General features: G+C 34.8%; 9 protein-coding genes. 2 read left to right on the top strand and 7 right to left on the bottom strand.

What is annotated here, in order from left to right; genetic code table 11:
* The coding region (locus QZ260_RS07755; protein ID WP_295984732.1) for a LamG-like jellyroll fold domain-containing protein at nt 1-3,091 on the bottom strand (3,091 nt) is incomplete at its 3' end.
* A 335-nt stretch (nt 3,092-3,426) separates the two neighbouring features.
* On the opposite strand from QZ260_RS07755, the gene QZ260_RS07750 reads away from it, so the two are divergent.
* Nucleotides 3,427-8,724: a LamG-like jellyroll fold domain-containing protein gene (locus QZ260_RS07750; RefSeq protein ID WP_295984730.1), complete on the top strand. Its 5,298-nt coding sequence runs from the start codon at nt 3,427-3,429 to the stop codon at nt 8,722-8,724.
* Between the two features lie 328 nt (nt 8,725-9,052).
* Here QZ260_RS07750 and hisS read toward each other — a convergent pair whose 3' ends face one another.
* The 5 genes from hisS to rpsF form a co-directional block, all read right to left on the bottom strand.
* On the bottom strand, nt 9,053-10,429 hold the full coding sequence (gene hisS / locus QZ260_RS07745) for a histidine--tRNA ligase (RefSeq protein ID WP_295984726.1): 1,377 nt from the start codon (nt 10,427-10,429) through the stop codon (nt 9,053-9,055).
* A gap of 145 nt (nt 10,430-10,574) precedes the next feature.
* Nucleotides 10,575-11,042, bottom strand: coding sequence for a DUF6495 family protein (locus tag QZ260_RS07740; RefSeq protein WP_295984724.1), 468 nt, complete (start codon nt 11,040-11,042; stop codon nt 10,575-10,577).
* Between the two features lie 145 nt (nt 11,043-11,187).
* Entirely contained in the window at nt 11,188-11,631 is a 444-nt protein-coding gene (gene rplI, locus QZ260_RS07735; protein ID WP_295984721.1) for a 50S ribosomal protein L9, read from the bottom strand.
* A 13-nt stretch (nt 11,632-11,644) separates the two neighbouring features.
* Complete coding sequence (gene rpsR, locus QZ260_RS07730) at nt 11,645-11,944, bottom strand: 30S ribosomal protein S18 (protein ID WP_204244201.1); 300 nt, start codon at nt 11,942-11,944, stop codon at nt 11,645-11,647.
* Nucleotides 11,944-12,282 (bottom strand): 30S ribosomal protein S6, encoded by a 339-nt coding sequence (rpsF, locus tag QZ260_RS07725; RefSeq protein ID WP_295984718.1) that lies wholly within the window; start codon nt 12,280-12,282, stop codon nt 11,944-11,946. The genes rpsR and rpsF overlap by 1 nt, the downstream gene beginning before the upstream one ends.
* Before the next feature lie 209 nt (nt 12,283-12,491).
* On the opposite strand from rpsF, the gene QZ260_RS07720 reads away from it, so the two are divergent.
* Nucleotides 12,492-13,187 carry a LytTR family DNA-binding domain-containing protein gene (locus tag QZ260_RS07720; protein ID WP_295984714.1) on the top strand — a complete coding sequence of 232 codons (696 nt, stop codon included), beginning with the start codon at nt 12,492-12,494 and terminating at the stop codon, nt 13,185-13,187.
* Nucleotides 13,188-13,208: 21 nt separating this feature from the next.
* Here the strand turns inward: QZ260_RS07720 and priA are convergent.
* A partial coding sequence (gene priA / locus QZ260_RS07715; RefSeq protein ID WP_295984710.1) for a primosomal protein N' occupies nt 13,209-14,517 on the bottom strand: 1,309 nt, incomplete at its 5' end.

Genomic DNA, 14,517 nt, shown 5'->3' with positions numbered 1-14,517 from the left:
TTGCACCTGTATTCCATGTGTATGACGTTCCGCCTGTAGCTGTTAATATGGTGCTTGACCCTTCACAAATTGTAACATCTACACCTGCATTGGCAACTACTGGATCTGGACCACTTAGGCACGATCCTTCTTCAACTTCTGCGGCACTTAATACCACATCATAGACTGCAAAGGCATCCATTTTCCCAGTAAAAAAAGCGGCTGAATTATTACTAAAACTGTCAAATCCACTAATTTTCCCTCCAATTCCTCCTTTTCCTGTATGATTTCCAATAGCTGCTGCTGCACTTCCAGAAGCTACTTCAACACCATCTATATAAAGATATTGGCTTGTATTTGCACCATCGTAAACTAAAGCGACATGATGCCAACCACCATCATTTGGAAATGCTGAATTTAACTGTACAGCAGTACTTGCATTTTCTCTAACAATAGACTCCAAGGTTGCCCCATTTAATCGTAATGCGATCCCTATAGACTTACCGCCTTCATCAAATATATTTTGGAGCCCTGTTAAGTTGGCTGGTTTTATCCAAGCCATAACAGATCTGGTGTTATGTGCACTAATCATAAAAGTACCTGCAGAACTTAAGGCATAGTTAATACTTGAGCTACCATTAAATACTGCCGATTGATCGCCTTCTTTAAAATCTGATGTGTCTCCAGTAATTACCCCTACAATAGCAAGAGGGTCATGGGCATTACCTGAAATATCTCCTCCAATAACGGAGTTAGCTGTATCAAAATCCCAATAAGCTTCATAAGCACTTGTAGCTTGGCAACCTGCGGTGGAATTCCCACCCGTACTCAAACATGCCGCAGAATTAACATCTGTATCAGATAAAACACTATCATAAACTGAAAACGCATCCATTTTTCCTGTAAAATAACTATCAGAAGCATTTACAAAACTATCCCAATTACCAATAACACCTCCTATTCCGCCACCAGTCTCATTATGAGAATCTAACGAACTTGGAGCCAAGATACTTGCCGCAACCTCTATACCATCTATAAATAACTTATGACTTGTATTTACACCATCATAAACAAGCGCCACGTGATGCCATGCACCATCATTTGGGAATGGAGCAGATAAATTATCTGCTAACGACACTGTACTCCTAACAACAGATTCCAAATTAGAACCATTAAGTCGCATCGCAATACCTTTATCACTTCCGCCTTCATCAAATATTTCCTGAATCCCAACTAAAGCTGTTGGTTTTATCCACGTAACTACCGATCGTGCTGATAGCGCTGGAGACATAAATGTCAATGAACTATAATTGATATCAACCGTTCCATCAAAAACCGCAGACTGATCACCTTCTACAAAATCTACAGCATCATATGCCAAAATTCCATTTAACGGATTAGGGTCATTCCCATTTCCAGAAGCATCATTAGCGCTACTTGCCAAATCAAAATCCCAATACGCTGCATATCCACTTGTAGCTTGGCAACCATCAGTAGAATTGGGAATACCTCCATCAATATCAATTATATAAGGCAATGGTACTGTTGTTCCATCACTTCTATACGTTGGCAAAGGTGCCGACGTATCAATTAAATGATTTCTTAAAAGTGTACTTAAATCATTTCCTATTATTAAGGTCGCTTGATCCGGACTACCAGACAACAAATTATTAGTTTCGCTTATATCAGAAATTAAATTATACAATTCATATGACAAACTTTCATAGTTGTACCTTAATTTATAATCGCCTTTTCTAACTACAGTTACTGGTCGTGAATCTCGCTTAGAGTCTATTAGATACCCCGGGAAATGCCAAAAAATGGCTTCTCTATTTATACTAGAACCATTGGTAAGCATTTGCCACTGGCTTGCGCCATCAATATCATAATTACTTGGTAAATTTCCGCTAGCGGCCTCGACAAATGTTGGGTATAAATCAAAAGCTATTATAGGCGTTGTATTTACTGTGCCTTTATTTGCCAACCACGATGCTTCAGACCAAGCTAAAGTTACAGATCTAATACCGCCTTCATAATATTCACCTTTCATCCCTCGCAAAGGACCGGCATCATCACTACTAATTGCGCCTCCATTATCTGAAATAAAATACACTAATGTGTTTTCTGATAATTTATTCCCAGGGCTTCTCGGGTCATCCGTAGTTTTTAAATAGTTAACTATTCTACCTATAGTTTGATCCATACCTTCTGCAATAGCAGCTTGCCCAATACTATTATGTCCTATAGAACTTGGTGTTTTTGCTTGGTACTTGGCCAATAAATCCGGTCTAGCGTTTCCTGTATCAAAAGGGCCATGAATAGCATAGTTACTAAAATGCATAAAAAATGCTGTATTTTTTTCTGCTTCCATAAATTGAAGCGCGGCATCTGCCATAGCATCATTAACATGCTTTTTTGTTCCTTCTAAGGAGTTGTTTCCTGCTAACAATAAAGATTCTGCTGCAGTATAAGGACTGGCGAACTGATCCAATTCAGGTCCAATACTACTGCTAAAGTTATAAGGTGCAGAACTTGATGCAAAATAACTTCCTGGCGCTCCAGCGGTTCCGCCTCCATAATTATAATCAAAACCTTGATCTGTGGGATCATTTCCAGAGGTACTCGATGCCTCATCTTCTCCTACATGGTATTTTCCAAAATGTGCCGTAGTATATCCTGCAGTTTTCATGGTTTCGGCAATAGTTATGGCCGAAGCTGGTATTTCATCAATATTTCCGTTAGAAGCTAAGCCCATATCTGGACCTATTAAGGTGGAGTTAGAACTGGTGTTTCCTCTATTTAAATTAGTTACATTAAACACATTATTATCAGGTCTTGCGGCATACTGGCCACTTAAAATAGCGGCTCTTGTTGGCGCACAGTTAGCACCATTTACATACGCATAAGGAAACGCAATACCTTCAGAAGCCAACGTTTCTAATGTTGGTGTTTCATAAAAATCACTAGGGTTATTCAAATTTGTAAGTCCTGTACTTACTTGAGACCACCCCATATCATCGGCTATAATTAAAACAATATTTGGGTCTTGAGCAAAAGCTACGTTACTAAACAAAAAAGTAAGTAACATAGATAGTTTTATAGTAATTTTCATAAAGTGTTGGTTGGTTATTCAGCTAAATTAAAAAAAATAGGATTAGCTTTTACACAATATTTATTAATAATTATTCACTTATCAATTTTAGCCCTGAGATAAATTCAATAAAACGTTGTATGTCATGGCAAGAAAACTGAGACTGAAAACGCCTTTTAATTAAAGGATTTAATAGTAACCTTTATTTATTTCAGGCATTCCTTCTTTTTATAAATATTAGATGAACTACACATGAATTTTTACAAATATTGCATTTCATCGATTTTTTTTGCGTTTTATAGATAAATTATATACTATTGCTACAAATATTTAGTCCCAACTAAAATTAACCACTTATGAAAAAGGTTTCTACGCTTTCGGCGTATACCCTATTAGGCATGTTTTTATGTTTCTGCACACTGGTAGAAGCTCAAGATTTTAAAATTCAAGAAGTACAAGATGATGTTGATAATTCAGGAATACCCGGAGCTAGTGGTTATGCTGAAGTAACCAATACTACCACAGGCTTTACTGCTGTATCTTCAACAAATAGTGCATTTGCTTTACCTTCAAATAATAGAAAAACACACGGAGGACCAAGTGGCTCTTCAAATGTAAGACAGGGCCGTGATATGGCAGGTGCACGTGTTTTAACCGCGGCTAACACCATAACGTATTATCGTGAAACTAGCTCAGAATTAGAAGAAACACGATTTAACACAAGTATTTGGGAATATACAGGTGTACCAGCTGGCCCAAATGAATTTATTGTTAGAGGGCGTTATGCAGTTGATTTAAATGGCGGTACTTATTCTACAAATCAAACTATTTCTGGGATTTCTAATAAAGACAAATGTATTCCCTTTATTACTGGAATAATGAATGATTCTGGAACTGGTGATGCAGATTCTGGAACGGCAATAGCCTACTTAGATAGTAGTACCAATATAAAAATAAGACGAGGCGGAAGCAATATACCCAATGTAAGAGTGTATGTTACTCTGGTGGAATTCACTGGATCAAACTGGGCGGTTTTACACGGCGATTCTGGAGCAGATGGAGCAGATATAGGTACAATCACTCTAAAAAGCAATTCTAACGGGTCTTCTGGTACGAATGCTACTGTCAGTAATTGGGATAACGCAATTATATTTAGTCAACATAGAGGAGATACTGCGACAAACGGAACCAATGATGCTCACGGAGATAACTGGCCAATGACAAAAATAGGAAGTGATGACAAAAGTGTAGATTGGAAATTTCATGGTTCTCATGATTCAGATGGCTCAAATAGGCATTTTGTTCATGTTTTAAATAATGACCAAGTAAGCGTCACTCGATTTTCTGATGGAACTACGGACAACACTACAGTTGACATATCTTCTGCTGGACTTGTATTTCAAGATCAAGCCATGATTATTGGTTCTACTTACCATAGTGGGGGTGGACTAGGTTATGGAAGAGGCTGGAGGAACTATAAATTAAATTCTACAACTCAAGCTGAATTTTGGTCAGCTCGAGTAGGCGGCGGACAAGCAACTGTTGAAAATGAATTACAGATAATAAATTTTGCAACTGAAGGACCAGGTGGTATAAACACAAACTTACAACTATGGCTTAAAGCAGACACTGGTGCTGAAAAAGCAGGTGGTATTCCTGCAGTAGACTCTGACCCTATTGTAAATTGGATTGACAATACTATTAACACCAATGATGCCACAGCAAGTGTTTCTAACGAACCTACTTTCATTGAAAATGGATTTAATTTCAACCCTATTTTAGACTTTGATGGAGCTAATAGCGAAATGACAACTAGTACAAATGCCAATGATGAAATAACAATTTTTGCGGTTGCTGAAGGAACATACGCCTCAACCAAAAGTTTAATAAACTTATCAGATGGTAATAATAATAGTTCAGTTGATATTGAACAAACAGCAGCGACTACTTTTAGTGGACGTTATAATGATGGGACTGTGAATTCTGGAGTTGTTACAAATGTTATCACTCCAATTACTACTGGAACGCCATATTTATTAAACTACAGACATTTAGCAGGTTCTACAAACAGATTATTTGTTAATGGAATTCAGCAAGCTGTTGTAAGTGCAAATGCTGATAACTTAAATGGAACATTAACAGCTGGTATTGGTGCAGACCCCTCAAGTACTTCAACCCGATGGGATGGCGGTATTGCTGAAATGATTGTATATAATTACAAGGTACCATTAGCAGAAAGATGGCAAATTGAATCATACCTAGCTATTAAATATGGTCTTACTCTAGGGGTTAATGGCACATCTCAGGATTATGTGGACTCTGACGGAAGAGTGATTTGGGACATTGATACTGGTGTACCTACAGACGATGCTTTCAACTACAACGTAGCTGGTGTTGGTCAAGATAATTCTTCTGCATTAAACCAAAAACAATCTAAAACTATTAATTCCACAGATGATATTACTGTTGGTATCAAACAAATATCAACTACCAATCAAGGTAATACTTCTGATTTCTTTACAGACAAAACCTTCTTAATGTGGGGTCACAATGACGCTACGGGTAAAGGCCCAGACATTACTAAAGATTTTGGAGCTGGAACCGGCGTATCAGGTGCTACTTTAACCGCGTCTAGATTAAATCGAGTATGGAAAATAGTGGTAACAGATATTGTTCCAACAGTGAAATTATCTATTCCCGAATCTATGGTCCTTCCGGCGCGTAATGGTACTGAAGACTATATTATGATAGTGTCAGATAGCGCTGATTTTACTTTGAATGTTACCTCAGCAACTATGAAGGTTGCAGGTACTGATTTAGAAGTAGATTGGTATTTTGAAGGTACAAAATATATCACTTTTGGATCTGCTCCAGAAGTTGATTTAGGATCTAGATCAGTTACATTTGATAGAACAGATAGTTATATTTCAGCAGGAGACGTCAATGATTTAGATGATACGAGCTATACCGTAAGTGCATGGATAAAAAGAGAACCTGGTGTTGGTAAATTTGATGTTATTTCGAAAAGAAACTATTCTGGTGAGGACATATCTGATTTAAATGGTATAGTTTCAGGAACTTATGATTTAGGCTATGCATTCAGAATTAGTGAAGAAGGAAATTTAAGAATGGTGTGGCGCGACCCTGATGATATCTTAAACAATAAAATGGAAACTTCTGCCAATATCCCTGAAGATGAGTGGCACCATGTATGTGCAACTTACGACATAAATGAAGGTCCACTTGGAACTACTCGTTTATACGTTGATGGAATTGAAACAGATGTAAATAACACGTATGATCCGATAAATTCAGATACCGATGAGCATTTTATGATTGGAGCTGCGAACTATAAAAATAGACAGCAAAAACTTAATGGAAGTGTTGATGAAGTACGTGTTTGGAATGTAGCCCTAAGCAGCAATCAGCTAAGATATATAATGAATCAAGAAATTGAAGAAAATGGGGATTTAAACGTCAATGGCAAAATATTACCCGCTACCACAACAAAAAATGAAGTTGACGATATTCCTTGGAATAACTTAATTGCCTACTACCCTATGAGCACAGCTGTTTTTGGTAGTATTAAAGACGAATCTAACGGCGGTAATGACGCATCTATGATAAACTATGATAATATAGATTACCAAACTGCACCTTTACCATATAAAACAGTTCAACCTGGTGCCTGGGATGATGAAACGACTTGGGAGAATGGCAACGTACAATACCTACCGGGAGTCGTTTCTTATTTGTATGAAAACGAAGCAGTTGATACTGATAAACAAACTATGGATTATAACATTGTTCAAATAAATCATATTGTGACTATGAATAATGCTCTTGATCCAAATTTGATACCAGATTATAAAGCAAATAACAGAACCGTTTTAGGCTTAATTATTAATAGTGGTGAACTGAAATTAGACGGCGATACACCACCAATATTTATAGGTACTCCACCACCCGGCTGGATCCCACCTAGTGGAAATGCAATAACCGTTTCACACTATTTAAAACTTGATGGCACTCTAGATTTAGAAGGGGAATCACAATTAATACAAATGGAAGGTAGTGATATAGACCCTTTAAGTTCGGGAAACTTAGAACGTGATCAACAAGGTACCGGAAATACTTATTTGTATAATTATTGGTCTTCTCCCGTTGCTCCAAGTAGTAATTTAGATTATACAACGAGCAATATAATATCAAATGTTGGATTTTTAACATCTGGTTATGATGGGAATGCGAATTCTTCAAGTCCTGCCAATGCTGATTATTGGATCTGGAAATATGCAAATAATGCAACCAATGACTACTCACAATGGCAACATGTTAGAAGTAGTGGACCAATTTCTGCAGGGGAAGGTTTCACTATGAAAGGACCTGGAGCGGGTAGTTTAGAACAAAACTATGTTTTATCTGGGCTACCAAATAATGGAGATATTAGTTTAGCCATTGCCGCCGGTAATGACTATTTAGTTGGAAACCCTTATCCATCTGCTATTGATGCCGATGAGTTTATAAAAGACAACTTAAGTAACTTAGAAATTATAGGTTATGAAATTGATGGTACAACTCCTATATATGCAAGAAACCCTAATGGAAACATTATTAATGGTACTCTATATTTCTGGGAACATTTTGCCGTAAACTCACATCAACTAGCAGAATATCAAGGTGGTTATGCTACCTACACTTTAATGGGGGGAGCTCTTGCTGTTAATAATGATACAAGAATTGATGCTGATGGATCGTTGGGAACTAAACTACCTGGCAGATACATACCTGTAAGCCAAGGCTTTTTTGTTTCTGCTTTTGCTGATCCTACCGTAGTTTATTCAGAACCCATTGTAGGGGGTAATATTTTGTTTAAAAATAGTCAACGTATTTTTGAAATAGAAGGAGAAAACTCATTATTCTTAAAATCTAGCAATACAAAAATAAAAACAGCAACCAGTAACCAAAAAAAAGACACTAGACAGAAAATTAGACTCATGTTTGATTCTCCAAAAGGCTATCATAGACAATTATTAGCTGGCGTAGACGCTAGTTCGTCGAGTGGTTTTGATATAGGCTATGATGCACCACTAATTGAAGATAATAAAGAAGATATGTTTTGGCTCTTTGAAAATGCCGAATTTATTATACAAGCTGTAGATCATTTTAACGTTGAGCAAATTTTACCACTAGGCGTTAAAATTAATCAAGAGGGATTAGCAACTATTAGAATTGATAATCTAGAAAATATCTCTAACGATTTAAATATATTTTTGCATGATAAAGAACTAAATATATATCATGATTTAAAAGACGGGTACTATGAAGTATTTTTAACTGCAGGAAAACATCTTGAGCGCTTTGAAATTACTTTTGCTAACAATATAGCTTTAAGTACAGATACTATTGAAAATGATAACTTACAAGTCTATTTTTCGAATGAAAAAGAAAGTATTATAATACACAATCCTACTTCAAAACTTGTAAATTCAGTTGAATTATATAATATTCTAGGTCAAAGTATCTATAGTCTTAATAAGAAGACTAGCGAGAATTATATAGAGCATAAAACAAAACAAATAAGAACAGGGACCTACATTATAAAAATTAAAACGGATGAGGGTACAAGTTCGAAAAAAGTATTAGTGAATTAGTTAAAATAGTTATGGTGTAAGAACTCCCAAATCTTCTTTAAACTTAACCGTTTTTAAAAAGTCTCAAAATACACATTTGAGACTTTTTTTGTTTTTAATCGTGTTTTTTTACACTTAATCGTATTTATTGCGGATTTAATTGTATATTAGCACCATAATCAATTGATATTTTGTCACGAACTAAAATATTAATAATAAAAAAAACGAAAAATTATACCACTAAAAGGTATTACAAAATAAGTATTGATAGATTAATTAATTATTTGAGTTAGTCACTTTAAAATAAACACTCCAAATCTGAAATACTAAACAGGTCCTGAATTGACGTTCAGGACTTCTTTATTTTAGAAGTTAATGCGTCAAGCGACACTTTATCTTGCTCACCAGAACCCATATTCTTTAAAGTATAAGTATTCGAATCTATTTCTTGATCGCCCACTAATACCACAAATGGAATTGCACGCTTATTGGCATGATTCATTTGCTTTTTCATTTTAGCGATATCTGGATATAATTCAGCATTAATACCTTGCAAACGTAAATGCTTAATGGCTTTTAAACTAAACAAAGCTTCTTTATCTCCAAAATTTATAAAAAGTACTTCAACATTTTTGCTTACCGTTTCTGGGAATAAATCCAATTCTTCTAGCACTAAATAAATACGATCTAAACCAAAACTAATACCAACACCACTTACATCCTTCATTCCAAAAATGCCAGTTAAGTCATCATAACGACCACCGCCACCAATAGAACCCATCTTTACCGTTTTTGGTGCAGCAACTTCAAAAATAGCACCTGTATAGTAGTTTAAACCTCGTGCTAGAGTAACATCTAATTGTAATGTTGCAGTAGCTAATCCTAATTCAGAAATAGCATTGTTTATAAATTCTAATTCTTGAATCCCTTTTTGACCTTCTTCAGAAGTATTTAGAATACCTTTTAAACTTTCAATTTGAGATTCAAAAGAACCAGATAGAGTAAATAAGGGTTGTAATTTTGAAATACCTTCTTCTGAAATGCCTTTAGATACCATTTCCTCTTTTACCTTCTCCTCGCCTATTTTATCTAATTTATCTAGAGCTACCGTAAAATCGATCAACTTATCACTAGCTCCAATAACATCAGCTATTCCAGAAAGTATTTTTCGATTATTTATTTTAATGGTAACACCTTCAAGTTTTAAAGCCGAAAAAACAGTATCGTATAGTTGAATAAACTCCACTTCTTGCCAAAGCGATTTACTTCCAACCACATCAGCATCACATTGAAAAAATTCTCTAAAACGACCTTTTTGCGGTCTATCAGCGCGCCAAACCGGTTGAATTTGGTAACGCTTAAATGGTAATTCTATGTCGTTTTGGTGTTGCACTACATAACGCGCAAATGGCACGGTTAGGTCGTAACGCAAAGCCTTCTCTGAGATACTCGAAGTAAGTTTTTTTGAGTCTTTTTCAGAATAAGCCTGTTCGTTTGATTTCGATAAATAATCTCCCGAATTCAAAATCTTAAAAATTAGTCTATCTCCTTCATCGCCATATTTCCCCATCAACGTATCCGAGTTTTCAAAACTAGGAGTTTCAATTGGCTGAAATCCAAACGTTTCAAAAGCACCACGAATGGTATTAAAAATATAGTTTCGTTTAGCTACTTGTTCTGGATTAAAATCTCTGGTTCCCTTAGGGATGCTTGGTTTTTGAGCCATGTTAACTACCTGCGAAGGCTGGTGTATTTTTAATGATTGTTATAATCCGCATCATACTATTACCTTCCTTATTGTATGATGAGAAAAGACAAAAATAATAGTTTTAATTGGAAATGAATTCCTGCCTTTGCATTAATGACAAAATTTAATTTATCAGCTTATCAAAATACCTAAACAAATCACCTTTCGTAATGCTGGCACCTTGCTCAATCATTTTAAATTTATCCATGTTTTTATCCGCACTATAATCTTTATCAGCTTGTAAAAACTCCACATTTTCATCCATTAAGTTTTCACGTAGCCAATTATAGCCTTCCGTAGTTGTAATATCTACATCATTTTTTATATTTAAAACTATAGCTTGCATATTTTCTTCGCCCAAATGAAACAAATACATGTGTTGTGGAGAAATATTCTCTAAATAGTCAGCCTTATTTAAAGCGCCTTCCCAAATTAAATCACTAAACACATCTAGTTCCATTTCAGCCATTTCTGGCTTATTGGCTTTTAAATTTTCCCATTCATCGGCAGTAACCGATTGTGTTGCTAAAAAATTGATGAATTCTTGATGTAATTCTTCAAATTGCTCTTTTGTAAGTCTTGAATACTTCATTGAAAGTTATTTTTTTTCATTTCCCTAGAAATTGAAACCTTATAATTTAAAACTATTGTAGTTTTTTAGATTTCTAAAAATCTAAAAAGTTTGAATAAAAAAGCCTCAACTAAGTTGAGGCTTCTAAACTATATCTATTTAAAGTTTATGCTTGAGCAATAACTTCAAATTCTAAATCAACTGATACTTCTCTGTGTAAACGTACTACGGCAGTATATTTACCTAAACGCTTAACAGTCGTAACTGTAATGAATTTTTTATCTATTGCTTGTCCTTCATTTTCTAAAGCAGCAGCAACATTAATGTTGTTTATAGATCCAAATAATTTGTCTCCAGTACCAACTTTAGCAGGTATTTTAATTTCTAATGCTTTAATTGCTTCTGCAATTTTGTTAGCATCATCAACTATTTTCTTTTCTTTGTAAGCACGTTGCTTTAAGTTTTCAGCTAAAACTTTCTTTGCAGAAATTGTTGCTAAAATGGCTTGGCCTTGAGGAATTAAAAAATTTCTACCATAACCGTTCTTAACCGTTACAACATCGTCTTTAAATCCTAAATTGTCAACGTCTTGTTTTAATATAAGTTCCATTGTTATCGGTATTTTATTTTAATAAATCTGCTACATAAGGCATTAAAGCTAAGTGACGTGCTCTTTTCACAGCTACAGCAACTTTTCTTTGATACTTTAATGATGTACCTGTTAAACGTCTTGGTAAAATTTTACCTTGCTCGTTTATAAATCGCATTAAAAAATCTGGATCTTTGTAATCAACATACTTGATTCCAGACTTTTGAAACATACAATATTTCTTTGCCTTGTTTGTATCAATATTTAGAGGCGTTAAATATCTAATTTCGCCGTCTTTTTTTCCTTTTGATTGTTGTTCTATTGATGACATAATTAAGCTTTTTGTTTAAGTTTAACTCTTCTTCTCTCTGCCCATGAAATTGCATGTTTATCTAACGCAACCGTTAAATAACGCATAAAACGCTCATCACGTTTAAACTCAACTTCTAATGGATTGATTACCTCTCCATCTACAGTGTACTCAAATAAGTGATAAAAGCCACTTTTCTTGTTTTGTATTGGGTAAGCTAACTTTTTTAGCCCCCAATCCTCTTTTGATACCATCTTAGCGCCGTTCGAAACAAGAAAATCTTCGTATTTCTTTACTGTCTCCTTTATCTGATCTTCAGATAAAACGGGATTTAAGATGAAAACAGTTTCATAATGATTCATAAAAATCGTTTTTATTGTTAAAAATTGGCTGCAAAAATAATTAAATTCTATATATTAAACAACAATAAGTCTTCCTATTTTTAACATAATACATATCAGGTTCAAAATGTTAAAATTATGCTAAAACAAGCATTTTAACGATGATTTTTGGTTTTTAACCGAATTATTCGTACTATTGTCGATATCTTAACCGAAATATATAAAATGTTATGACTTTAAACTGTGTAGTAGTAGACGATTCAGCAATACAACGTCTCTCTATCGTTAAGCTTGTAGAGAATCACCCCTCTCTCAACTTAATTGCAGAGTACAGTAGTGCTTTAGAAACTAAAAATGGATTAAATAGCCATCAAGTTGACTTAATCTTTTTAGACATTGAAATGCCAGTGCTAAATGGATTTGAACTTTTAGACGTCTTAAACAACAAACCCCAAATTATTTTTGTAACCGGTAAAACTGAATATGCTTTTAAAGCATTTAATTACGATGCTACCGATTACTTACATAAACCCATTACAAGAGAACGTTTTAATACTTCTGTAGATAAAGCCCTAGAGCAACATAGATTGACTTTAGACTTTAACGAAGAAGAAGGCGAGCATATTTTTGTAAAGAGTAATCTTAAAAAACGTAAGGTCTATATTAAGGACATCAAATGGATTGAAGCTCTTGGTGATTATGTAAAACTTGTTACAGAAGAAAACAGCTTAGTAGTACTTTCTACAATGAAATCTTTTGAAGCTGAATTACCTGAAGGGAAATTTTTAAGAATTCATAAATCTTACATCGTGAATCTTGATAAGATTGACAGATTCAACAGTAAAAATGTTGAAGTTGGCGCTTACGAAATTCCTTTAAGTAGAAATAAAAAGACCCAATTAGTTGATGCTTTAAATAACATTTAAAACTCAACGAACAAGACTAAATTAAAAGTTATCGACATTTAAAATTACTTTAACCGACCGAAAATCTTTTATACTCAAGAAGCTATTATTAATTTTAATAATGGCTTCTTTTGTTTTGGCCAACGATTGCTGTTTTGGAATTTTTACCAAAATATTTTTATGAAACTGATTTCTAATTCTTGCTATTGGCGGTGATTCTGGTCCTAAAACATGGTCTTGAAATATTTGCCGTAAAGATTTGGCATACCAAATTGAAGCCATTTCTACCCTATTATAATCCTTATGCTTTAAAGTGATTTTTATTTGCTTGTAAACTGGTGGATACTTAAAATTATGGCGATCGTTCATTTGCTCCTTGAACATATCACTATAATTATTAGTAGATACTTGCTGCAATATATTATGATGTGGATTATAGGTTTGAATTAATACTTTACCGCGTTCTTCAGTACGCCCTGCCCTACCCGAAACTTGTAGCATGAGTTGAAAACTGCGTTCATGCGCTCTAAAATCCGGAAAGTTTAACATGTTATCAGCATTCATTATTCCAACCAGCTTAACATGTCTAAAATCTAATCCTTTAGTTAGCATTTGCGTGCCCACCAAAATATCGATCTCCTGCTGTTCTAAAGCTGTAATAATTTTTTCATAACCATATTTTCCCCGGGTGGTATCTAAATCCATACGCGCTACTTTATGCTCTGGAAATAATAGTTTCACCTCTTCTTCTATTTGCTCTGTACCAAAACCTTTACTATCAATATTTTGACTTCCGCATGCCATACAATCTTGTATCATGGCCGAATTATAACCACAGTAATGGCAGCGTAATTGATTTCTATACTGATGATAGGTTAAACTTACATCGCAATTTGGACATTGAGGCGAATGTCCGCAAGTCTTACATTCTACAATAGGTGAAAAACCTCGCCGATTTTGAAACAATATAATTTGATGTCCAGCCTTAAGCGTTTCGGTCATTTCTTCAATAAGCCTATCGCTAAAATGCCCTTTCATACGTTTCTTTTTCAGCTTATCTTTAATATCAACCAATTCAATATCTGGCATCAATACATCATTATAACGCTTTGTTATTTCAACAAAACCATACTTATTTTGTTGCGCATTAAAGTAGCTTTCCAAACTTGGAGTTGCAGACCCTAAAAGTGTTTTGGCGTGATGCATATGTGCCAATACTATGGCTGTATCTCGAGCATGATAACGTGGTGCGGGATCAAATTGCTTAAACGATTGCTCATGCTCTTCATCAATAATTATCAATCCTAAGTTATTAAAAGGCAAAAATATAGATGAGCGCGCTCCTAAAACT

Origin of the sequence: uncultured Algibacter sp., assembly GCF_905480415.1 — a bacterium.
Taxonomy (GTDB): domain Bacteria; phylum Bacteroidota; class Bacteroidia; order Flavobacteriales; family Flavobacteriaceae; genus Algibacter_B.
Note: the sequence above shows the minus strand (reverse complement) of the source record. Positions and strands in the feature narration are given on the sequence as shown.

What these genes read in the sequence shown, in the direction of transcription:
- QZ260_RS07750 (WP_295984730.1), top strand. Translation starts at nt 3,427, where the DNA reads ATGAAAAAGGTTTCTACGCTTTCGGCGTATACCCTATTAGGCATGTTT.
- hisS (WP_295984726.1), bottom strand. Translation starts at nt 10,429, where the DNA reads ATGGCTCAAAAACCAAGCATCCCTAAGGGAACCAGAGATTTTAATCCA.
- QZ260_RS07740 (WP_295984724.1), bottom strand. Translation starts at nt 11,042, where the DNA reads ATGAAGTATTCAAGACTTACAAAAGAGCAATTTGAAGAATTACATCAA.
- rplI (WP_295984721.1), bottom strand. Translation starts at nt 11,631, where the DNA reads ATGGAACTTATATTAAAACAAGACGTTGACAATTTAGGATTTAAAGAC.
- rpsF (WP_295984718.1), bottom strand. Translation starts at nt 12,282, where the DNA reads ATGAATCATTATGAAACTGTTTTCATCTTAAATCCCGTTTTATCTGAA.
- QZ260_RS07720 (WP_295984714.1), top strand. Translation starts at nt 12,492, where the DNA reads ATGACTTTAAACTGTGTAGTAGTAGACGATTCAGCAATACAACGTCTC.